At 58.2% G+C, this 23,196-nt stretch carries 19 protein-coding genes; 15 read left to right on the top strand and 4 right to left on the bottom strand.

The annotated features are described in order from the left end of the window. Window positions 1-121 precede the first annotated feature (121 nt). From trmJ to sseB, 11 genes are all read left to right on the top strand, one after another. On the top strand, window positions 122-847 hold the full coding sequence (gene trmJ / locus URZ40_RS05405; protein ID WP_047652688.1) for a tRNA (cytosine(32)/uridine(32)-2'-O)-methyltransferase TrmJ: 726 nt from the start codon (window positions 122-124) through the stop codon (window positions 845-847). Between the two features lie 220 nt (window positions 848-1,067). Further along, a complete protein-coding gene (gene iscR / locus URZ40_RS05410; protein ID WP_008502158.1) occupies window positions 1,068-1,559 on the top strand; it encodes a Fe-S cluster assembly transcriptional regulator IscR in 492 nt (163 codons plus the stop codon). A 117-nt stretch (window positions 1,560-1,676) separates the two neighbouring features. Next, a complete protein-coding gene (gene iscS, locus URZ40_RS05415; protein ID WP_020883022.1) occupies window positions 1,677-2,891 on the top strand; it encodes a cysteine desulfurase in 1,215 nt (404 codons plus the stop codon). A 24-nt stretch (window positions 2,892-2,915) separates the two neighbouring features. After that, the gene (iscU, locus tag URZ40_RS05420) at window positions 2,916-3,302 is read left to right on the top strand and encodes a Fe-S cluster assembly scaffold IscU (protein WP_003860661.1); all 387 of its coding nucleotides are present in this window, start codon (window positions 2,916-2,918) and stop codon (window positions 3,300-3,302) included. Between the two features lie 13 nt (window positions 3,303-3,315). Further along, window positions 3,316-3,639: an iron-sulfur cluster assembly protein IscA gene (gene iscA, locus URZ40_RS05425; RefSeq protein WP_003860659.1), complete on the top strand. Its 324-nt coding sequence runs from the start codon at window positions 3,316-3,318 to the stop codon at window positions 3,637-3,639. Between the two features lie 76 nt (window positions 3,640-3,715). After that, window positions 3,716-4,231, top strand: a complete 516-nt coding sequence (hscB, locus tag URZ40_RS05430) for a co-chaperone HscB (RefSeq protein ID WP_116343281.1) — start codon at window positions 3,716-3,718, stop codon at window positions 4,229-4,231. A 14-nt stretch (window positions 4,232-4,245) separates the two neighbouring features. Next, window positions 4,246-6,096, top strand: a complete 1,851-nt coding sequence (gene hscA, locus URZ40_RS05435; RefSeq protein WP_320719965.1) for a Fe-S protein assembly chaperone HscA — start codon at window positions 4,246-4,248, stop codon at window positions 6,094-6,096. A 1-nt stretch (window position 6,097) separates the two neighbouring features. Further along, complete coding sequence (gene fdx, locus URZ40_RS05440) at window positions 6,098-6,433, top strand: ISC system 2Fe-2S type ferredoxin (RefSeq protein ID WP_003860652.1); 336 nt, start codon at window positions 6,098-6,100, stop codon at window positions 6,431-6,433. A 1-nt stretch (window position 6,434) separates the two neighbouring features. After that, window positions 6,435-6,635 (top strand): Fe-S cluster assembly protein IscX, encoded by a 201-nt coding sequence (gene iscX, locus URZ40_RS05445; protein WP_003860650.1) that lies wholly within the window; start codon window positions 6,435-6,437, stop codon window positions 6,633-6,635. Between the two features lie 180 nt (window positions 6,636-6,815). Beyond that, the gene (gene pepB, locus URZ40_RS05450; protein ID WP_116343277.1) at window positions 6,816-8,102 is read left to right on the top strand and encodes an aminopeptidase PepB; all 1,287 of its coding nucleotides are present in this window, start codon (window positions 6,816-6,818) and stop codon (window positions 8,100-8,102) included. 110 nt (window positions 8,103-8,212) lie between these two features. Beyond that, window positions 8,213-8,989, top strand: coding sequence for an enhanced serine sensitivity protein SseB (gene sseB / locus URZ40_RS05455; RefSeq protein ID WP_320719966.1), 777 nt, complete (start codon window positions 8,213-8,215; stop codon window positions 8,987-8,989). A 17-nt stretch (window positions 8,990-9,006) separates the two neighbouring features. Here the strand turns inward: sseB and URZ40_RS05460 are convergent, their stop codons facing one another. From URZ40_RS05460 to URZ40_RS05475, 4 genes are all read right to left on the bottom strand, one after another. Further along, window positions 9,007-9,777 carry a MurR/RpiR family transcriptional regulator gene (locus URZ40_RS05460; RefSeq protein WP_116343273.1) on the bottom strand — a complete coding sequence of 257 codons (771 nt, stop codon included), beginning with the start codon at window positions 9,775-9,777 and terminating at the stop codon, window positions 9,007-9,009. After that, complete coding sequence (gene sseA, locus URZ40_RS05465; RefSeq protein WP_320719967.1) at window positions 9,777-10,622, bottom strand: 3-mercaptopyruvate sulfurtransferase; 846 nt, start codon at window positions 10,620-10,622, stop codon at window positions 9,777-9,779. The genes URZ40_RS05460 and sseA overlap by 1 nt, the downstream gene beginning before the upstream one ends. Window positions 10,623-10,712: 90 nt before the next feature. After that, window positions 10,713-12,080, bottom strand: a complete 1,368-nt coding sequence (locus URZ40_RS05470) for a 6-phospho-alpha-glucosidase (protein WP_316380667.1) — start codon at window positions 12,078-12,080, stop codon at window positions 10,713-10,715. A gap of 12 nt (window positions 12,081-12,092) precedes the next feature. Next, a complete protein-coding gene (locus URZ40_RS05475; RefSeq protein WP_163330584.1) occupies window positions 12,093-13,637 on the bottom strand; it encodes a PTS transporter subunit EIIC in 1,545 nt (514 codons plus the stop codon). A 289-nt stretch (window positions 13,638-13,926) separates the two neighbouring features. Here URZ40_RS05475 and URZ40_RS05480 point away from each other — a divergent pair, with 289 nt between their 5' ends. The 4 genes from URZ40_RS05480 (at window position 13,927) to URZ40_RS05495 (ending at window position 23,129) form a co-directional block, all read left to right on the top strand. After that, the gene (locus URZ40_RS05480) at window positions 13,927-18,879 is read left to right on the top strand and encodes an alpha-2-macroglobulin (protein ID WP_320719969.1); all 4,953 of its coding nucleotides are present in this window, start codon (window positions 13,927-13,929) and stop codon (window positions 18,877-18,879) included. 1 nt (window position 18,880) lies between these two features. Beyond that, complete coding sequence (gene pbpC / locus URZ40_RS05485; protein WP_320719971.1) at window positions 18,881-21,205, top strand: peptidoglycan glycosyltransferase PbpC; 2,325 nt, start codon at window positions 18,881-18,883, stop codon at window positions 21,203-21,205. A gap of 156 nt (window positions 21,206-21,361) precedes the next feature. Next, window positions 21,362-21,793: a nucleoside-diphosphate kinase gene (gene ndk / locus URZ40_RS05490; protein ID WP_003860625.1), complete on the top strand. Its 432-nt coding sequence runs from the start codon at window positions 21,362-21,364 to the stop codon at window positions 21,791-21,793. A gap of 169 nt (window positions 21,794-21,962) precedes the next feature. Further along, entirely contained in the window at window positions 21,963-23,129 is a 1,167-nt protein-coding gene (locus URZ40_RS05495; protein WP_014884812.1) for a bifunctional tRNA (adenosine(37)-C2)-methyltransferase TrmG/ribosomal RNA large subunit methyltransferase RlmN, read from the top strand. Window positions 23,130-23,196 lie beyond the last annotated feature (67 nt).

The raw sequence follows: 23,196 nt of genomic DNA on the forward strand, positions 1-23,196 counted from the left end.
ACTGGATGTTAAAGAACAGGAAAATCGGCGCAGAGTATAGCAGCGGGATCGGATTATGTCTCCCGTTTATGATAATATGCCCGAATATTCTTCAGACACTGAATCCAGACATCTAAAAATTATGCTGCAAAACATTCGAATCGTGCTGGTCGAAACATCGCACACCGGCAACATGGGCTCCGTTGCCCGCGCTATGAAAACCATGGGCTTAACGAACCTCTGGCTGGTTAACCCGCTGGTGAAGCCCGACTCTCAGGCTATCGCTCTGGCGGCCGGGGCAAGCGACGTGATCGGCAACGCCCAGATCGTCGATACCCTCGACGAAGCGCTGGCCGGCTGTAGCCTCGTTGTCGGTACCAGCGCGCGCTCCCGCACGCTGCCGTGGCCGATGCTGGACCCACGCGAATGCGGCCTGAAAAGTGTCTCAGAAGCAGAACAGGCGCCGGTTGCGCTGGTGTTTGGCCGCGAGCGCGTTGGCCTGACCAACGACGAACTGCAGAAGTGCCACTACCACGTTGCGATTGCCGCCAACCCGGAATACAGCTCGCTGAACCTGGCGATGGCGGTGCAGGTTATCGCCTACGAAGTGCGTATGGCATGGCTGGCGACGCAGGAAAAGCAGGCAGAACCGAAAGAAGAGACGGCCTATCCGCTGGTGGACGACCTTGAGCGTTTCTACGGCCACCTGGAGCAGACGCTGCTCTCTACCGGTTTCATCCGTGAAGGCCACCCGGGTCAGGTGATGAACAAGCTGCGCCGTATGTTCACCCGCGCGCGCCCGGAAAGCCAGGAGCTGAACATCCTGCGCGGAATTCTGGCGTCGATTGAGCAGAAAAATAAAGAGTAGTGCCGGTTTGTTTTCTCCCTCTCCCCGTGGGAGAGGGCCGGGGTGAAGGCATCAGGCCGAACCCAGGCAATACGGCACGGAAGGTTAAATACCTGACTAAAACAGTCAAGTAAATAGTTGACCATTTTAGTCAGGAATGTCAGACTTGGCCCTGCTATGCAATACCCCCATTTTACAATAAAAAACCCCGGGCAGGGGCGAGTTTGAGGTTAAGTAAGACATGAGACTGACATCTAAAGGGCGTTATGCCGTGACCGCGATGCTGGACGTTGCGCTCAACTCCGAAGCGGGCCCGGTTCCGTTGGCTGATATTTCTGAACGACAAGGGATCTCCCTCTCTTACCTGGAACAGCTGTTCTCCAGACTGCGTAAAAATGGACTGGTTTCCAGCGTTCGTGGCCCGGGCGGCGGTTATCTGCTGGGTAAAGACGCGGGCAGTATTGCGGTTGGTGAAGTGATTAGCGCCGTTGACGAATCCGTGGACGCGACCCGTTGCCAGGGTAAAGGCGGCTGCCAGGGCGGCGATAAGTGCCTGACCCACGCGCTGTGGCGCGATCTGAGCGACCGTCTGACGGGCTTCCTGAACAATATCACCCTCGGTGAACTGGTGAATAACCAGGAAGTTCTGGACGTATCAGGCCGTCAGCACAGCCATGATTCACAACGCAGCACCCGCGCGCAGGACGCTATCGACGTCAAATTACGCGCGTAATAAAACGATAAGTATTTCAGAATCAGGCCGGGGCGGTCACGCCCCGCGTACTCGGTCGTACATCCAGCCGGTTGCCTGATTCCTTGCATTGAAGCGATGTACGGAGTTTAAAGAGCAATGAAATTACCGATTTATCTCGATTACTCCGCAACCACGCCGGTGGACCCGCGTGTTGCCGAGAAAATGATGCAGTGTCTGACCCTGGACGGAAACTTTGGTAACCCAGCTTCCCGTTCACACCGTTTTGGCTGGCATGCTGAAGAGGCGGTGGATATCGCCCGTAATCAGATTGCTGACCTGGTGGGTGCCGACCCGCGTGAGATTGTTTTCACCTCCGGTGCGACCGAATCCGACAACCTGGCGATCAAAGGTGCAGCCAACTTTTATCAGAAAAAAGGCAAGCACATCATCACCAGCAAAACCGAACACAAAGCCGTGCTGGACACCTGCCGTCAGCTGGAGCGTGAAGGGTTCGACGTGACTTACCTGGCGCCGCAGAGCAACGGGATCATCGACCTGAAAGAGCTCGAAGCGGCCATGCGTGATGACACCATTCTGGTCTCCATCATGCACGTTAACAACGAAATCGGCGTCGTTCAGGACATCGCGACCATCGGCGAAATGTGCCGCGCGCGCGGTATCATCTACCACGTGGATGCGACCCAGAGCGTGGGCAAACTGCCTATCGACCTGAGCCAGCTGAAAGTAGACCTGATGTCCTTCTCCGGCCACAAAATCTATGGCCCGAAAGGGATCGGCGCGCTGTACGTTCGTCGTAAGCCACGTATCCGCATCGAAGCACAGATGCACGGCGGCGGTCACGAGCGCGGCATGCGTTCCGGCACGCTGCCTGTTCACCAGATCGTGGGCATGGGCGAAGCGTACCGCATTGCAAAAGAAGAGATGGAAACCGAGATGGCGCGCCTGCGCACGCTGCGTAACCGTCTGTGGGACGGCGTGAAAGATATGGAAGAAGTGTATCTGAACGGCGATCTCGAGCAGGGCGCACCAAACATTCTCAACGTTAGCTTCAACTATGTTGAAGGCGAATCGCTGATTATGGCACTGAAAGACCTGGCCGTTTCTTCCGGTTCTGCCTGTACGTCTGCAAGCCTGGAGCCATCCTACGTGCTGCGCGCGCTGGGCATGACCGACGAGCTGGCACACAGCTCTATCCGTTTCTCTTTAGGTCGTTTCACTACCGAAGAAGAGATTGACTACACCATCAAGCTGGTTCGCAACTCCATTGGCCGTCTGCGCGACCTTTCTCCACTGTGGGAAATGTTCAAGCAGGGCGTGGATCTGAACAGCATTGAATGGTCACATCACTAATCGGTACATAAGGAGAATTCAATCATGGCATACAGCGAAAAAGTCATCGATCATTACGAGAACCCGCGCAACGTTGGCTCTTTTGACAACAGCGACGAATCTGTCGGTAGCGGCATGGTTGGCGCACCGGCGTGTGGCGACGTGATGAAGTTGCAGATTAAAGTCAACAATGAAGGTATCATTGAAGACGCGCGCTTCAAGACCTACGGCTGCGGTTCTGCAATTGCGTCCAGCTCCCTGGTCACCGAATGGGTGAAGGGCAAGTCTCTGGACGAAGCACAGGCAATCAAGAACACGGATATTGCTGAAGAACTCGAACTGCCGCCGGTGAAAATTCACTGTTCTATTCTGGCAGAAGACGCGATCAAAGCCGCCATTGCGGATTATAAAAGCAAACGTGAAGCAAAATAATTGAGGTTTGAGTATGTCGATTACCCTTAGCGACAGCGCTGCCGCGCGAGTAAGCTCTTTTCTGGCGAACCGTGGTAAAGGCTTTGGCCTGCGACTGGGCGTACGTACCTCCGGCTGTTCTGGTATGGCTTACGTACTGGAGTTTGTTGACGAGCCGGCGTCTGACGACACCGTGTTTGAAGACAAGGGCGTGAAGGTGGTGGTCGATGGCAAAAGCCTGCAATTCCTCAACGGCACTCAGCTGGACTTCGTTAAAGAAGGCCTGAACGAAGGGTTCAAATTCACGAACCCGAACGTCAAAGACGAGTGTGGTTGCGGCGAAAGCTTCCACGTTTAACCGCGCGTCATCCGAAACCCCACCGCAGGATCTCTGCGCGTGGGGTTTGTTCTAACAGGCTACCCCTGAGATTGTTATGGATTACTTCACTCTCTTCGGACTACCCGCTCAATACCCGATCGATCTCCAGTCGCTGACGATCCGTTTTCAGGATCTGCAGCGTCAGTATCATCCGGATAAATTCGCCAGCGGGACGCAGGCAGAACAGCTGGCTGCGGTTTCCCACTCTGCCACCATCAATCAGGCCTGGCAGACGCTTCGCCATCCGCTGGCGCGCGCTGAGTATCTGCTCTCGCTCCACGGTTTCGACCTGGCGAGCGAGCAGCACACCGTGCGCGACACGGCGTTTCTGATGGAGCAGCTGGAGCTGCGCGAAGAGCTGGATGAGATTGAACAGGCCAAAGACGAAGCGCGTCTGGAAAGCTTCATTAAGCGCGTGAAGGGCATGTTCGATACCCGCCATCAGCAGATGGTGGAGCAACTGAACAACGAGACCTGGGATGTAGCGGCAGACACTGTGCGCAAACTCCGTTTTCTCGATAAACTGCGAAGCAGTGCTGAACAACTCGAAGAAAAGCTGCTCGATTTTTAATTTCGGAAGCAATTATGGCCTTATTACAAATTAGTGAGCCTGGCTTAAGTGCCGCACCGCACCAGCGTCGTCTGGCGGTGGGTATTGATCTCGGCACCACCAATTCCCTCGTGGCAACCGTGCGCAGCGGCCAGGCGGAAACGCTGGCCGACGAGCAGGGCCGCCATCTGCTGCCTTCCGTGGTCCACTACCAGCAGCAGGGTCACGCGGTCGGCTATGACGCCCGCGCCAACGCCGCGCGCGATCCGGCCAACACTATCAGCTCCGTAAAGCGCATGATGGGCCGCTCGCTGACCGATATTCAGACCCGCTATCCGCATCTGCCGTATCAGCTGCAGGCAAGTGAAAACGGCCTGCCGATGATTGCGACCGCGACCGGTCTGCTGAACCCGATTCGTGTTTCCTCCGACATCCTCAAAGCGCTGGCGGCACGCGCGACGGCGACGCTCGGCGGCGATCTGGACGGTGTAGTCATTACCGTTCCGGCCTATTTTGACGATGCACAGCGTCAGGGCACCAAAGACGCGGCGCGTCTGGCGGGCCTGCACGTACTGCGCCTGCTGAACGAACCGACGGCGGCGGCGATTGCCTACGGCCTCGACTCCGGTCAGGAAGGGGTCATTGCGGTTTACGATCTCGGTGGCGGCACCTTTGATATCTCGATCCTGCGCTTAAGCCGCGGGGTGTTTGAAGTGCTGGCGACAGGCGGGGATTCCGCGCTGGGCGGCGATGACTTCGACCATCTGCTGGCGGACTACATCCGCGAGCAGGCGGGCATCAGCGATCGCAGCGATGCGCGCGTACAGCGTGAACTGCTGGATGCGGCTATCGACGCCAAAATCGCCCTGAGCGATGCGCAGACGGTTACCGTAAACGTTGCGGGCTGGCAGGGTGACATTACCCGCGACCAGTTCGACGACCTGATTGCCCCGCTGGTAAAACGCACCCTGATGGCCTGTCGTCGCGCGCTGAAAGATGCGGGCGTTGAGGCCAGCGAGGTGCTGGAAGTGGTCATGGTGGGCGGTTCGACCCGCGTGCCGCTGGTGCGCGAGCGCGTGGGCGAATTCTTTGGCCGCACGCCGCTGACCTCCATCGACCCGGACAAAGTGGTTGCCGTGGGCGCCGCAATCCAGGCCGATATTCTGGTCGGCAACAAGCCGGACAGCGAAATGCTGCTGCTGGACGTCATCCCGCTGTCCCTTGGTTTAGAAACCATGGGCGGTCTGGTGGAGAAAGTGATCCCGCGTAACACCACCATTCCGGTGGCGCGTGCGCAGGAGTTCACCACCTTCAAAGACGGCCAGACCGCAATGTCCATCCACGTGATGCAGGGCGAGCGCGAGCTGGTGCAGGACTGCCGCTCTCTGGCGCGCTTTGCGCTGCGCGGCATTCCGGCGCTACCGGCGGGCGGGGCGCATATTCGCGTCACCTTCCAGGTAGATGCGGACGGCCTGCTGAGCGTCACGGCGATGGAAAAATCGACCGGCGTGGAATCGTCCATTCAGGTGAAGCCGTCCTACGGCCTGACCGATGGCGAAATCGCCTCCATGATTCAGGACTCAATGAGCTACGCCGAGCAGGATGTGAAGGCGCGTATGCTGGCTGAACAAAAAGTTGAAGCCGCCCGCGTGCTGGAGAGCCTGAACGGCGCGCTCGCTGCCGATGCCGCGCTGTTAAGCGCCGCTGAGCGCCAGGTGATTGACGACGCTGCCGCGCGCTTAAGCGCTGCCGCAGTTGGCGATGACGCTGACGCAATAGAAGAAGCCATTAAAAACGTTGATAAACAAACCCAGGACTTCGCTGCTCGCCGCATGGACAAATCTGTCCGCGTCGCGCTGAAAGGCCAGTCCGTGGACGAGGTTTAATATGCCAAAGATTGTTATTTTGCCTCATGCGGACCTCTGTCCGGATGGCGCTGTTCTGGAAGCGAAGACCGGTGAAACCATTCTCGATGTAGCCCTGCGTGCAGGTATCGAAGTGGAACACGCCTGTGAAAAATCCTGTGCCTGCACCACCTGCCACTGCATCGTGCGTGAAGGTTTCGACTCTCTCGCCGAGAGCACCGAAGACGAAGACGACATGCTGGATAAAGCATGGGGTCTGGAGCCAGACAGCCGCCTGAGCTGCCAGGCCGCGGTGACCGATGAAGATCTGGTCGTGGAATTCCCACGCTACACCATCAACCACGCACGCGAGCATTAATATGGGACTAAAGTGGACAGACAGCCGTGAAATCGGCGAAGCGCTCTACGACGCGAACCCGGATCTCGATCCGAAGACCGTACGATTCACCGACATGCATCAGTGGATCTGCGATTTAGAGGATTTCGACGACGATCCAAACGCATCCAATGAAAAAATTCTGGAGGCGATTCTGTTAGTCTGGTTAGATGAAGCAGAATAATTTCCACGTCATGCTTCACGTTGCCGATGCGTTGGCTGCGCTTGTTCACCCCAGTCACAGAGTTATCTCTGCTCCTGGGGATTCACTCGCTTGCCGCCTTCCTGCAACGCGAATCATTTAGTGGAAAGAGACTCTATGGGCTGCCTTCAGGCGGCCCGTTTGCTAATAAGGATAAATAAAATGACCGAAGCGATGAAGATTACGCTCTCTACGCAGCCAGCCGATGCGCGCTGGGGCGAGAAAGCCAGCTACAGCATCAACAACGACGGTATTACCCTGCACCTGACGGGCAAAGATGATCTGGGCCTGATCCAGCGCGCCGCGCGGAAAATTGACGGCCTGGGTATTAAGCATGTGTCCCTGGAAGGTGAAGGCTGGGATACCGACCGCAGCTGGGCATTCTGGGCGGGCTACAAAGGCCCAAAAGGCACCCGCAAAATTGAGTGGGCGAACCTCGACGAAGCCGGTCAGAAAGAGCTGGAAAGCCGCCTGCAAATTATCGACTGGGTGCGCGACACCATTAACGCTCCGGCGGAAGAGCTCGGTCCGGAGCAGCTGGCGCAGCGCGCGGTTGACCTGCTGTGCGGCGTGGCGGGCGACAAGATGTCCTACCGCATCACCAAAGGTGAAGACCTGCGCGAGCAGAACTACATGGGTATCCACACCGTGGGCCGAGGTTCTGAGCGACCTCCGGTCCTGCTGGCGCTGGATTACAACCCAACCGGCGATAAAGAAGCGCCGGTCTTTGCCTGCCTGGTCGGGAAAGGCATCACTTTTGATACCGGCGGCTACAGCCTGAAGCAGAGCGCGTTCATGGATTCCATGAAGTCCGACATGGGCGGCGCGGCAACCATCACCGGCGCGCTGGCGTTCGCCATCACCCGCGGTCTGAACAAGCGCGTGAAGCTCTACCTGTGCTGCGCGGACAACATGGTCAGCGGCAACGCCTTCAAGCTGGGCGACATCATTCGCTACCGCAACGGCAAAAACGTTGAGGTGATGAACACCGACGCGGAAGGCCGTCTGGTGCTGGCCGATGGCCTGATCGACGCCTCTGCCCAGAAACCAGAGCTGATTATCGATATGGCAACCCTGACCGGCGCGGCGAAAACCGCCCTGGGTAATGACTACCATGCGCTGTTCAGCTTCGATGACAAGCTGGCCGCTCGCCTGCTGGCAAGCGCCGCCGCGGAAAACGAACCGTTCTGGCGTCTGCCGCTGGCCGAGTTCCACCGCAGCCAACTGCCGTCCAACTTTGCCGAGCTGAACAACACCGCGAGCGCTGCATACCCGGCGGGGGCAAGCACCGCCGCAGGCTTCCTGTCTCACTTCGTTGAGAATTATCATGAAGGCTGGCTGCACATCGACTGCTCCGCAACCTACCGTAAAGCGGCGGTTGAGCAGTGGTCCGCGGGCGCGACCGGTCTGGGCGTGCGTACCGTGGCGAACCTGCTGACGGCTGAGTAATCATTGCCCCTCACCCCGACCCTCTCCCCAAAGGGGAGAGGGTGTTCAAATTCCCTCTCCCCTTTGGGGAGAGGGGTAGGGTGAGGGGAAATGCACCATCGGGAATAACTATGTCCGAAACCAAAAACGAATTAGAAACCCTGCTGGAGCAGGCGGCGACCGAGCCCGCACACCGTCCGGCATTTTTCCGCACGCTGCTGGAGTCCACCGTCTGGGTGCCGGGCACCGCGGCGAAAGGCGAGCAGGTTGTCGAAGACAGCGCGCTGGATCTGCTGCACTGGGAAAAAGACGACGGCTCTTCGGTGATCCCGTTCTTCACCTCGCTGGAAGCCCTGCAGGAAGCGGTAGAAGATGAACAGGCGTTCGTGGTAATGCCGGTGCGTACCCTGTTTGAAATGACGCTGGGCCAGACGCTGTTCCTCAACGCGAAGCTGCCAACCGGGAAAGAATTCACCCCGCGTGAAATCAGCCACCTGATCGGCGAAGAGGGTAACCCTCTCAGCACCCAGGAGGTACTGGAAGGGGGCGAAACGCTGCTGCTGTCTGAGGTGGCCGAGCCGCCTGCGCAGATGATAGATTCCCTGACCACGCTCTTCAAAACCCTGAAACCAGTAAGACGCGCGTTCCTCTGCTCTATCAAAGAGAGCGCTGACGAAAAGCCTGTTTTGCTGATTGGCATTGAAGCCGACGGCGATATCGACGACATCATTCAGGCGGCGGGAAGCGTGGCGACCGACACGCTTCCGGGCGACGAGCCGATCGATATCTGTCAGGTGACGAAAGGTGAGAAGGGCATCAGCCACTTTATCACCGAGCACATCACCCCGTTCTACGAGCGTCGCTGGGGAGGCTTCCTGCGCGATCTAAAAACAAACCGCATTATCTGATTACGGCGGGGTGAGTGTCACCCCGTTGCTTCCAGCAGCAGTAAATCCATCAGCAGCACCAGATTCGACTCAAACGACGTCACTCCTGCGGCTTCGGCGGCGAAGTGTACCGCTTCGTCATAGAGGGCAAAGTGCACGTCCGCCATCCCCGCCAGCGTATTGGCCGAGGCGCGGGTAAACGCGACGATGGTCATGCCGACGTTTTTGGCAATCCGCGCTTTGTCCAGCACCTGCTCCGTTTCGCCGCTGCGCGAGACGGCAATAAACACCTGATAGCGCGCGGCGTTGCTGAGAAATATATTACGGCTGTCCCCCGGCCCGGAGATGAACGCCGTTTTGCCCAGTACCTGTAATTTCTTGGTCAGGTACTCGGCAAAGAGATAGGAAAAACCGGCGCCGTAGAGAAAGAAGCTCTCTTTCTGGCGCAGGAGGTCGGCAAACTGCTGGCGCTTCTCCTGCGTGACCCACTGGAAGGTGTGTTGATAGTTGGCGATAAACTGATTAAACAGCGCCGGGAGTTCAGGAAGGGATTGCGCCTCGGCTGCTATATGCGGCGTGTCGGAGAGCAGTTGCTTGCAGTGCCAGATAAATTCGCTAAAGCCGCTGAACCCCAGCTTCTGACACAGCCGCATAATGGTGGCGGTCGAAACAAACGTCGCCTGCGCCAGCTCGCGCACCGTGATATTGCCTACCAGCAGCGGATGCTCCGTGAGGTGGGCGAGGACGCGATACTCCGCGCGGGTCAATGACGCTCCGCGCGTTAACAGCGTGGCCAGGCGGTTATCCATTATTTCGCGGGTTCGACAGGCAGATCTTCCCGCGCACCCCATTCGCTCCAGGCGCCGTCGTAGAGCGTGACGTCGCTTACGCCGAGCGTGGCAAGCGCCAGAATCACTACGCAGGCCGTTACGCCGGAGCCGCAGCTGGCAATAATCGGACGATGTAAATCCACGCCAGCACGGTCAAAAATGGCGCGCAGCTCGTCGGTGGTTTTCAGCTCGCCTTCAAACACCAGGTCGCCCCACGGCACGTTCAGCGCGCCCGGAATATGTCCACGCTTCAGCCCCGGACGCGGCTCGTCCGCTTCGGCATTAAAGCGAGGCGCAGGTCGGGCATCGACGATTTGCGCCGTTTTTTCATGGCTCGCGACCAGGACGTCGGTCAGGCGTTTCACCACGTTAGCGTCGAACGTCGCGTCGAATTCCCCTTCCGGCAGCGTTACGTCGCCCTGCTGGAGCGGCAGCTCGTCGCGCTTCCAGCCCGCCAGCCCGCCCGCCAGAATCGAGACTTTTTCCACGCCAGACTGTTTCAGCATCCACCACGCGCGCGGCGCGGAGAAGAGATTACCTTCATCGTAAACAACAAGATGTTTGTCTTTGCTGACGCCCAGCTCGCGCATCGCCACGGAAAACGCTTCCGGGCGCGGCAGCATGTGCGGCAGGGGAGAGGTGTGATCGGAGAGAGCTTCGATATCAAAAAATACCGCGCCAGGCAGATGCCCTTCGCGGTATTCACCTGGAACGTCACGATGTTCCTGGCCCGGAGGGGCCATACGCGCGTCAATAATCTGGACTTCCGGATCGTCGCCGTGCTCAATCAGCCAGTCGGCGGCGACAAAATATGAGGTGGACATGGGTTGCCTCCATTCTTTTCCGTAAAAAAGGATTGTCGGTGTTTTTTCTGACACCGACAAGCAAACCTCGTTCAACTCGCGAGCAAGCCCCTATTTTTTCACCGGTTCGCCGTCCTGCCAGGCTTTTTGCAGCGCAGGCCAGTAGTCGCGGTTGGCCTCGATCATCTCATCCAGAATCGCTTTCGCATGTTCCATGGTCGGCACGGTGCGGTTGAGGGTGAACGCCTGCAGGGCTTTCTCATAGCTGCCCTCGATGGTCGCCTCCACCAGAAGCTGTTCCGAGGCGAGCTGCTGTTGCAGCAGAGTCTGATGAAACAGCGGCACCTGCCCCACGCGCACAGGCTCCGGCCCTTCGGAGGTGATATAGGCGGGCACCTCCACCACCGCATCGTACGGCAGATTGGTTATCGCCCCGCGATTTTCCACCATCACCAGATGTCGTTGGCGCAGGTTAAAGGCCAGCGAGCAGGCGACATCGACGATAAACTCGCCGTGAACGCCCACGTGGAAGGCATCTGATAAAATCCCGGTGCGCTTGTACTCTTCGGCAGCAGCAAAAAGTTTTTTCTCACGCCCGTTCATCACTTCGTTAGCACGGGTATAGTCCGGGTTCTGATGCTCCACAATCTGGTTCGGCATCAGGTAGTACTGCAGGTACGGGTTCGGCAGGTACTCCGGGAAGTTATCCATAATCGGCTTGATGTTGCGCCAGGTTTTAACCCACGACGGATCGGAGTGCTGCGGATCGGTTTTGGCCGCATCTTCCGTCAGCAGGCCAAACTTCGCGATATGCTTACGCAGCGCCGGCAGCTTGTCCTCGCCGTCCACCAGCACGCGGGTAAACCAACCGAAGTGGTTCAGGCCGAAGTAGTCCACTTCCAGCTTGCGGCGGTCGACACCCAGAATCGCTCCCATATTGCGCATGGCAGCCACCGGCATATCGCAGATGTTCAACACCCGCGCGTTAGGGCGCAGGCGGCGCACACCTTCCGCGACGATCGCCGCCGGGTTGGAGTAGTTCACGATCCAGGCCTTCTCATGCGCGTAGCGATCCACCAGATCGATAAGCTCGACCATCGGCAGGATCGTGCGCAGTCCGTAGGCCAGCCCGCCGGGGCCGCAGGTCTCCTGGCCGACCACGCCGTGACGCAGCGGGATCTTCTCATCCTGCTCGCGCATTTTATACTGGCCGACGCGCATCTGGGCGAAGACGAAATGCGCGCCGCTGAAGGCCACTTCCGGGTCACTGGTGACGGTAAATTTGATGCTCTGGCTGTGGTCGCGAATGACCTTTTCGACGACGGGCGCAATGGTGTTCTGACGCGTCTCGTCGATGTCATAGAGGCGAATTTCGGCCAGCGGGAAATCCTGCAGGCGCACCATCAGGCTTTTTACAATACCCGGCGTGTAGGTGCTGCCGCCGCCGGCAATCGACAGAATAAATGGGGGTGTAAACATCTTTAGCTCCTTTCAGAGAAACGTCTCAACGGCTTCTCGCATTTTTTTGACATGCAGCCCGTAGACCACCTGAACGTTGTTACCTTGTTTGATAACCCCTTTCGCGCCGGTCGCCTTCAGGCGAGGCTCGTCGATGATGGCGACGTCCTTCACCGTGACGCGTAAGCGGGTGTAGCAGTTATCCACAACCTCAATATTTTCCCGGCCGCCCAGGCCCACCACGATGGACTCGCCCAGTCCGTCGTTGTTGCCTTTCGCCTGGTACTCCTGCTTGCTGTAAAGGCGTGTCTCCTGATCTTCATCCTCACGGCCCGGCGTTTTCATGTTGAAGCGCAGGATCAGGAAGCGGAACACCACGAAGTAGAGGGCAAACACGATCAGCCCGACCACGATGTACATCGGCCAGTTGGACTTCTCCGTGCCGAGCGGCAGGTTGTAGAGGATGAAGTCGATAATCCCGTTGGCGCCGATGGCGTGAACGCCCAGCAGCGAGAACAGCATCATGCCGATGCCGGTCAGCACCGCATGCACCACGAACAGCAGCGGGGCGACGAACAGAAAGGAGAACTCAATCGGCTCGGTCACGCCGACCAGCAGTGAGGTCAGCGCCGCCGGGATCAGAATCGCTTTCGCAATGGCTTTACGCTCGGGCTTCGCGGTCATGTACATTGCCAGCGCGGCGGCGGGCAGCCCGAACATCTTGCTGATGCCGCGCGCGTCCCACACTACCGTGCTGCTGAGCTGCTTCACGTCCGGGCAGGCCATCTCGGCGAAGTAGATATTGCGCGCGCCCTGATAGGTTGCGCCGCACACCTCCTGCGTACCGCCCAGTTCGGTATAGAGGAACGGCGTATAAACCAGATGATGCAGGCCTGTCGGCACAAGAATGCGCTCAAGGAAACCGTAAATGGCTACGCCGAGCGGGCCGGAGCCTTTAATAGCCAGCGCCAGCGCGCTAATGCCGTGCTGAGCGTACGGCCAGAGTTCGCTCATTACCACGCCGAGCAGCATAGAGACGGGCAACATGACAATCGCCACAAAGCAGTGTCCGGAGTAAATCGCCATCGCGCCGTTAAACTGTACGCCGGAGTATTTGTTATACAGATAACCGGATAGCGCCCCGGTCAGGATCCCGGCGAACACGCCCATCTCCAGCACCTGCACGCCCAGCACCATGCTTTGACCCGCGGCTTTCATCTGCTCAGCAGGGGCCAACTCGCCCTGTAGCTGCAGCGTGACGTTCATGGCATTGATAAACACCACGAAGGTCACCAGCCCAATCAGCGCCGCGTAGCCTTTATCGCGCGTCGCCAGACCAATCGGGATCCCGACGGCAAACACCAGCGCCAGGTTGACCAGCACCGACACGGCAGACTTGGCGATCAGTTGGCCAATATTCTGAATAAGGGGATGCCCGAGAAAAGGCAGGTATTCTGCGAGGTTACCGTTACCCAGCACGTTACCAAAGGCGATAAACAGACCGACGATCGGTAAGATAAGTACCGGTCCGTACAATGATTTTCCGAAATTTTGTAGGGCGTTCACGGCTCGTTTCATAGCTTTCTCTCTTTTTGAACCGCGCACTCGGGGTGCGTCATGGTCATAAAGCTAGCAGTCTTCAGGCGAGCTTATCCAGCTATCTTCTTGTTTTAAAAACAAATGACGTGAAAGGTAACATGTGACGTTATGTGCTGTGATCGCGGTTTCATCCCGGTGTAACGGGGGAATGCCATTCTGCGAGGCGCTTTCCAGATTCTAAAATTGGACTTTTTGTATTAACGAAACTTGCGGATAATACTTATTCGGACGACGACCAACAGGCCCCCTCTCAGGCCAGGGACAAAGGATGAAACCGTTTCGCTTAGCCGCGATCTCTCTCGCGCTGCTCACCACGTTTACACTTGTCGGCTGTGATAACAGCGATGATAAGCCTCAGGCTGCTGCGCCAGCAGCGTCTACTGCATCAACACCGAAAGCCGCAGAAAAGCCCGATGCTGAAACGCTGGCTAAAATGGCCGCCCAGAGTCAGGGAAAAGCGCTGACCCTGCTTGATGCCTCGGAAGTTCAGCTCGACGGTGCCGCCACGCTGGTGCTGACCTTCTCTGTACCGCTGGATCCGAATCAGGATTTCGCCAAAACGGTGCATGTCGTGGATAAGAAAAGCGGCAAGGTTGACGGGGCGTGGGAACTTGCGCCTGGCCTGAAAGAGCTTCGCCTGCGTCATCTGGAGCCTAACCGAAACCTGGTCATCACCGTGGATCGTGGCCTGGTGGCGCTGAACAAAGCGACCTTCGGCATTGATTATGAAAAAGCCCTGACCACCCGGGATGTAGAACCGACGGTCGGTTTTGCCAGCCGCGGCTCGCTGCTGCCGGGCAAGGTAGTGGAAGGTCTGCCGGTGATGGCGCTTAACGTCAACAATGTGGACGTTAATTTCTACCGGGTGAAGCCGGAATCGCTGGCCTCCTTTGTCAGCCAGTGGGAATACCGTAACTCGCTGACCAACTGGGAATCCGACAATCTGCTGAAGATGGCGGAGCTGGTCTATACCGGTCGCTTTGACCTCAATCCGGCGCGCAACACGCGCGAAAAACTGCTCCTGCCGCTTAAAGATATCAAGCCGCTTCAGCAGTCCGGCGTCTATATTGCCGTTATGAACCAGGCCGGGCATTACAGCTACAGCAATGCCGCAACGCTCTTTACCCTGAGCGATATCGGTTTGTCCGCTCACCGCTATCATAACCGGCTGGACATTTTCACCCAGAGCCTGGAAAACGGTGCGGCGCAGTCCGGTGTCACCGTCACGCTGTTAAATGATAAAGGGCAGACGCTTGCCGAGGCGAACAGCGACGCCGACGGTCATGCGAAGCTTGAAACCGATAAAGAAGCCGCGCTTATTCTGGCCAGCAAAGACGGCCAGACCACGCTGCTTGACCTCAAGCTTCCGGCGCTGGATCTGGCGGAGTTCGATATTGCCGGTAACCCGGGTTACAGCAAGCAATTCTTTATGTTTGGCCCGCGCGATCTCTATCGTCCGGGTGAAACGGTGATCCTCAACGGCTTACTGCGCGACAGCGACGGAAAACCGCTTCCCGACCAGCCCGTGAAGCTTGACGTGCTGCGCCCGGACGGCCAGGTGGCACGTACGATCGTTGTTCAGCCTGAAAACGGCCTCTACCGCTTCAATTACCCGCTGGATAGCGGCGCGCAGACCGGCATGTGGCATATTCGTGCCAACACGGGCGATAATCTGCAGCGCATGTGGGACTTCCACGTTGAAGATTTTATGCCTGAGCGTATGGCGCTGAACCTGACGGGACAAAAAGCACCGGTTTCCCCGCAGGATAACGTGGACTTTAACGTTGTGGGCTATTACCTCTATGGCGCACCGGCCAACGGCAACTCGCTGCAGGGCCAGCTTTTCCTGCGTCCGCTGCGCGAGGCGGTTGCTGCGCTGCCGGGCTTCCAGTTCGGTGATATTGCTGAGGAAAACCTGAGCCGCAGCCTGGATGAAGTACAGCTTACGCTGGATGAACAGGGGCGCGGGCAGGTGACCACCGAAAGCCAGTGGAAAGAGGTACACTCGCCGCTGCAGCTGATTCTGCAAGCCAGCCTGCTGGAGTCAGGCGGACGTCCGGTAACGCGTCGCGCTGAGCAGGCCATCTGGCCGGCGGCGGAGCTGCCGGGGATCCGCCCGCAATTCGCCAGTAAAGCGGTTTACGACTACCGTACCGATACCACCGTCAACCAGCCGATTGTCGATGAAAACGGCAACGCCAGCTTTGATATTGTTTATGCCGATGCCAGCGGCGCGAAAAAAGCGGTTTCCGGCTTGCAGGTTCGCCTAATCCGCGAGCGCCGTGACTACTTCTGGAACTGGTCTGAGAGCGAAGGCTGGCAGTCTCAGTTTGATCAGAAAGACCTGGTCGAAGGCGAGCAGGCGCTTAGCCTTAAGGCCGATGAAACCGGAAAAGTCACCTTCCCGGTGGAGTGGGGCTCATATCGTCTGGAAGTGAAAGCGCCTGATGAAATGGTCAGCAGCGTGCGCTTCTGGGCGGGCTACAGCTGGCAGGATAACAGCGACGGCACGGGAGCAGCACGCCCTGACCGCGTGACGCTGAAACTGGATAAACCGGCCTATCAGCCAGGCGATACCATCCAGCTACACATTGCAGCGCCGGCCGCAGGCAAGGGCTATGCCATGATTGAGTCCAGCGAAGGGCCGCTGTGGTGGAAAGAGATCGACGTACCGGCAAACGGTCTGGATCTCTCCATTCCTGTGGATAAGGCCTGGAAACGGCACGATCTCTACCTCAGCGCGCTGGTGGTGCGTCCTGGCGATAAATCCAAATCCGCTACGCCGAAGCGCGCGGTTGGACTGCTGCATCTGCCGATGGGCGACGAAAATCGTCGCCTGAACATAGCGCTGGATAACCCGCAGAAAATGCGTCCAAACCAGACGCTCTCCGTGAAGGTGAAGGCCAGCGTGAAAGAGGGGGCAGTTCCGCAGAAAGTGAACGTGCTGGTCTCGGCGGTGGACAGCGGCGTGCTGAACATTACCGATTACGTCACGCCGGATCCGTGGCAGGCTTTCTTTGGCCAGAAACGCTACGGCGCGGATATCTACGATATCTACGGCCAGGTCATTGAAGGGCAGGGCCGTATGGCCGCGCTGCGTTTCGGTGGTGACGGCGATGAACTCAAGCGCGGCGGCAAACCGCCGGTGAACCACGTCACTATTATTGCCCAGCAGGCTCAGCCGGTTACGCTGGATGCCAACGGGGAAGACACCGTTACGCTGCCGATTGGTGATTTCAACGGCGAGCTGCGCCTGATGGCGCAGGCCTGGACGGAAGATGACTTCGGCAGCAGCGAAAGCAAGGTTGTGGTGGCCGCGCCGGTTATTACCGAGCTTAATACGCCGCGCTTCCTGGCTAGTGGAGATACCTCACGGCTGACGCTGGATCTCACCAACCTGACCGACAAACCGCAAACGCTGAAGGTTGCCCTGAGCGCGACAGGCAAGCTGTCACTGGAAGGCGCACAGCCGCAGCCGGTTCAGTTGCCTCCGGGCGCGCGCAGCACCCTGTTTATTCCGGTGCGTGCACTGGAGGGGTATGGCGACGGTGAGGTGACGGCACAGGTTACCGGTCTGGAGCTTCCTGGCGAAACCTTTGCCCCGCAGCAGAAGAGCTGGAAAATCGGCATTCGTCCGGCGTTCCCGGCGCAGACGGTCAATACCGGTGCCATGCTGAACCCTGGCGAGTCCTGGACCGTGCCGGCACAGCATAGCAATGGATTATCTCCTGCCACTCTGCAGGGGCAACTGCTGCTGAGCGGTAAACCACCGCTCAACCTGGCGCGCTACATCCGCGAACTGCAGGCGTATCCGTATGGCTGCCTGGAACAAACCACCAGCGGCCTGTTCCCGTCTCTCTATACCAACGCGGCGCAGCTTACCGCGCTTGGCATCAAAGGAGATACCGATGACAAGCGCCGTGCTGCCATTGATGTCGGGATCTCCCGTCTGCTGCAGATGCAGCGTGATGATGGCGGTTTTGCCTTGTGGGATAAAAACGGCCCGGAAGAGTACTGGCTGACCGCCTATGTGACTGACTTCCTGGTGCGCGCGGGTGAGCAGGGCTATAGCGTACCTGCCGATGCGGTGAACAATGCCAACAACCGTCTGCTGCGCTACCTGCAGGATCCGGGCATGATGTCCATTCGCTACAGCGATGATACTCAGGCCAGCAAATTTGCCGTGCAGGCTTATGCCTCGCTGGTGCTGGCACGTCAGCAAAAAGCGCCGCTCGGTGCGCTGCGTGAAATCAGGGAGCGTCACGCTCAGGCCGCCTCCGGGCTGCCGCTGATGCAGCTAGGTATGGCGCTTAAACTGATGGGCGATGCGCCGCGCAGCCAGCAGGCTCTGGATCTGGCACTTAAAACGCCGCGCAACGACAGTAAAAACTGGATGGCCGATTACGGCAGTCAGTTGCGCGATAATGCCCTGATGCTCTCCCTGCTGGAAGAGTACAAGCTGCTGCCGGATGCGCAAAATACGCTGCTGAATGCGTTGTCTGAACAGGCTTTCAGCCAGCGCTGGCTGTCTACTCAGGAAAGCAACGCGCTGTTCCTGGCCGGACGTTCGCTGCAAACCTTGTCAGGTGCCTGGCAGGCGAAAACCTCCCTGTCTGATACCGCATCAGGCGGGGATAAGGCGCAGGTACAAAACGTGAGCGGCGACCAGCTTGGTGCGCTGCAGGTAACCAATACCGGCACGGCACCGCTGTGGGTACGTCTGGACAGCACCGGCTATCCGGAATATGCCCCTCAGCCGAGCGCTAACGTGCTGCAGGTTGAACGTCATATCCTGGCAACCGATGGCAGCAGCAAATCGCTCTCTTCGCTGAAGAGCGGTGAGCTGGTGCTGGTCTGGCTTGAAGTGAAAGCCAGCCAGAACGTGCCGGATGCGCTGGTGGTGGATCTCCTCCCGGCAGGTCTGGAGCTGGAAAACCAGAATCTGGCGAGCAGCAGCGCCAGCCTGCAGGATAGCGGTAGCGAAGTGCAGAACCTGCTCAGCCAGATGCAACAGGCGGATATTCAGCATATGGAGTTCCGCGACGACCGCTTTGTGGCTGCCGTGCCGGTAAACGAAGGTCAGCCGGTCACACTGGTCTATCTGGCACGCGCCGTGACGCCGGGAACCTACCAGGTACCGGTTCCGATGGTGGAGTCTATGTACGTTCCGCAGTGGCGGGCAACGGGTGCGGCCAGCGGCCCGCTGATTGTTGTTCCGTAACATGCCGGGAGCACGTCTGACACGCTCCCGCTGGCTCTGGCTGGCGGGAGCGCTTCTCGTTTTATGGGGGCTGATTATCGCCGCCGACCGCCTGTGGCCGTTGCCTCTGAAAGAGGTTAACCCTGCACGAGTCGTGGTGGACGAGAAGGACGCACCGCTCTGGCGTTTTGCCGATAGCGACGGTATCTGGCGCTATCCGGTTACCATTGAAGACGTTTCTCCGCGCTACCTTGAGGCTCTGATCCAGTACGAAGATCGCTGGTTCTGGGATCATCCTGGCGTAAACCCGCTCTCTGTCCTGCGCGCCGCCTGGCAGGATCTCACCTCCGGAAGAGTAGTTTCGGGAGGAAGCACGCTTACCATGCAGGTTGCGCGCCTGCTGGATCCGCATCCGCGCACCTTTGGCGGCAAAATTCGCCAGCTATGGCGGGCGATGCAGCTGGAGTGGCATCTCTCTAAACGTGACATTCTTACGCTCTATCTCAACCGCGCCCCGTTTGGCGGCACGCTGCAGGGCGTGGGGGCGGCGAGCTGGACCTATCTTGGGAAACCCCCTTCGCAGCTGAGCTACTCCGACGCGGCGTTGCTGGCGGTACTGCCGCAGGCGCCAAGCCGCCTGCGCCCGGACCGCTGGCCGGAGCGGGCCGAAGCGGCACGCAACAAAGTGCTCGACCGCATGATGACCCAGGGCGTCTGGTCAGCAAAGCAGGTGAAAGAGTCCCGTGAAGAGCCGGTATGGCTGGCTCCCCGGCAGATGCCGCAGCTGGCGCCGCTCTTTGCACGCATGATGCTTGGCAAAAGTCGCGACACAAAGATTGTCACCACGCTGGATGCCGGACTGCAACGGCAGCTGGAAGAGCTGGCGATGAACTGGAAATCCCGCCTGCCGGCACGCAGCTCGCTGGCGATGATCGTAGTCGATCATACCGACATGAAGGTTCGCGGCTGGGTTGGCTCGGTAGATATCACCGACGACACGCGTTTTAGCCACGTGGATATGGTTAACGCGATCCGATCTCCGGGATCGGTATTAAAGCCCTTTATCTACGGTATGGCGCTGGACGATGGCCTGATCCATCCCGCCTCGCTGCTTCAGGACGTGCCCAGAAAAACCGGCGATTATCGCCCGGGAAATTTTGACAGCGGGTTTCACGGGCCGGTCAGCATGAGTGAAGCGCTGGTGCGTTCGCTCAACCTGCCAGCCGTACAGGTGCTGGAAGCCTACGGGCCAAAACGCTTTGCCGGGATGCTGAGCAATGCCGGGCTGCCGCTGATCCTGCCTGCCGGAGCGCAGCCGAATCTGTCGCTGATCCTGGGCGGCGCAGGCGCGAGGCTGGCGGATATCGCCGCCGCGTACAGCGCCTTTGCAAGGCATGGCAAGGCGGGGCGGCTGCGCTTACAGCCGGGCGACCCGCTGACTGAACGCCCGCTGTTATCGCCGGGCTCGGCGTGGATTATTCGCCGTATTCTGGCGAACGAGGCGCAGCCGCTGCCGGACAGCGCGCTGCCGCAAATCGCGCCGCTGGCGTGGAAAACGGGCACCAGCTACGGCTACCGTGATGCCTGGGCCATCGGTCTGAATGCCCGTTACGTAATAGGTATCTGGACAGGACGACCGGACGGCACGCCCGTAGCGGGGCAGTTTGGTTTTGCCAGCGCGGTTCCGCTATTAAACCAGGTGAATAACCTGCTTCAGTCACGCTCGACCATAGACGAGGCCCGCCTGCCGCGCGATCCGCGCCCGGAAAGCGTCGGGCGGGGCGTGATCTGTTGGCCTGGCGGTCAGTCGCTGCCGGAAGGGAGTGAAAACTGTCGGCGTCGTCTGTCGACCTGGCTGCTGGAAGGGAGTGAACCCCCTACGCTGCTATTGCCCGAACAGGAAGGCATTCGCGGCATTCGTTTCCCGGTCTGGGTGGATAAAACGGGCAAGCGTGTGGCGGCAGATTGCCCTGATGCAACGGAAAAAGTCCTCGATGTCTGGCCGCTGCCGCTGGAGCCGTGGCTGCCTGCGACCGAGCGTCGTGCGGTACGGGTCCCGACTTCATCAACAATCTGTCCTCCGCTCTCGCAGGATGCACCTGCGCCACTCATCCTGACCGGCGTGCGCGAAGGGGCCGTCATAAAACGTCTGCCGGGGGAGTCCCGCGTTTCGCTGCCGCTTCAGGCGATCGGCAACAGCGGCGAGCGCTGGTGGTTTTTGAACGGTGAACCGCTGAGTGTGAAAGGACGGGTTTACACATTACAGCTTGATAAACCGGGCGATTATCAGTTACTCGTTATGGATGAGACCGGGCAGGTTGCGACGGTGAATTTTACGCTGCAGTGACCTTAAAACAGCGTTCAGATGTGAGCTGTTGCTAAAACTCGTCTTATTTTAAAAAAATGTTACCTGAATCCATAGGCAATGGCGCTATTGCTCATTATAATCCGCGCCACACCATACTCCGGTATGCAAAACAACAGAACATTGACAGAGGTTATCATGGCTATTGAACGTACTTTTTCCATCATCAAACCAAACGCGGTGGCAAAAAACGTTATTGGCAGCATCTTCGCTCGCTTTGAATCAGCAGGGTTTAAGATCGTTGGCACCAAAATGCTGCACCTGACCGTTGAGCAGGCTCGTGGTTTCTACGCTGAGCACGAAGGTCGTCCATTCTTTGATGGCCTGGTTGAGTTCATGACCTCCGGTCCAATCGTGGTATCCGTGCTGGAAGGCGAAAACGCAGTACAGCGTCACCGCGATCTGCTGGGTGCAACCAACCCGGACAACGCGCTGGCGGGTACCCTGCGCGCTGACTACGCGGACAGCTTCACCGAGAACGGCACCCACGGTTCCGATTCCGTTGAATCTGCTGCGCGCGAAATCGCGTTCTTCTTCGCTGAAGGCGAAGTGTGTCCACGTACCCGTTAATATAACGGTTTCGTTTACACATTATTTTCGTAAATGCCACGTCCAGACGTGGCATCCCTGCGCCAGACTTTGTACAATGCAACGCCCCGGACGAGCAGACCGCTTTCCGGGGCGTTTCTATTCAACCCTCCATGGGCCATAACGTGTAACAACGAGGCCGGAAAAAATTATGTCTGAACTAGTGAATACCTCCGAAGTCGCCATTCCTGCGGTTCCCAATAAAAATGGAAAAATTAACCTGCTGGACCTGAACCGTCAGCAGATGCGCGAGTTCTTTAAAGATATGGGTGAGAAGCCGTTTCGTGCCGATCAGGTCATGAAGTGGATGTACCACTACTGCAGCGACAACTTTGATGAGATGACTGACATCAACAAAGTGCTGCGCAACAAGCTCAAAGAAGTGGCTGAAATCCGCGCACCGGAAGTGGTGGAAGAGCAGCGCTCGGCGGACGGCACCATCAAATGGGCGATTGCGGTAGGCGATCAGCGCGTTGAAACCGTCTACATCCCGGAAGAAGATCGCGCCACGCTGTGCGTCTCTTCTCAGGTGGGTTGTGCGCTGGAGTGCAAATTCTGCTCTACCGCTCAGCAAGGGTTTAACCGTAACCTGCGCGTGTCTGAAATCATCGGTCAGGTCTGGCGTGCCGCGAAGATCGTTGGCGCAGCGAAAGTGACCGGCACGCGTCCGATCACCAACGTGGTGATGATGGGGATGGGTGAACCGCTGCTGAACCTGACCAACGTGGTGCCGGCGATGGAGATCATGCTGGATGACTTCGGTTTTGGCCTGTCCAAGCGCCGCGTGACGCTGTCTACCTCAGGCGTTGTGCCTGCGCTGGACAAGCTCGGTGACATGATTGACGTTGCGCTGGCTATCTCCCTGCACGCGCCAAACGATGAAATCCGTGACGAAATTGTACCGATTAACAAAAAGTACAATATCGAAACCTTCCTCGCTGCCGTGCGTCGCTACCTGGAGAAATCCAACGCAAACCAGGGCCGCGTTACCATCGAGTACGTGATGCTTGACCACGTCAACGACGGTACCGAACACGCGCATCAGTTGGCTGAGCTGCTGAAAGATACGCCATGCAAAATCAACCTGATTCCGTGGAACCCGTTCCCGGGCGCACCGTATGGCCGTAGCTCGAACAGCCGTATCGACCGTTTCTCCAAGGTGCTGATGGAGTATGGTTTCACCACCATCGTCCGTAAAACCCGTGGTGATGATATTGATGCTGCGTGCGGACAGCTGGCAGGCGACGTCATTGACCGTACCAAACGTACCCTGCGTAAACGCATGCAGGGCGAGACGATTGCGGTCAAAGCTGTTTGATTATTATGCACTCACGGCGCATTATCTGCGCCGTGATGCTTAATCTTATTGAATAATCAGTCAGATT

Origin of the sequence: Enterobacter sp. 296B2 (assembly GCF_034106185.1) — a bacterium.
In the GTDB taxonomy this organism is placed as follows: Bacteria; Pseudomonadota; Gammaproteobacteria; order Enterobacterales; family Enterobacteriaceae; genus Enterobacter; species Enterobacter cloacae_N.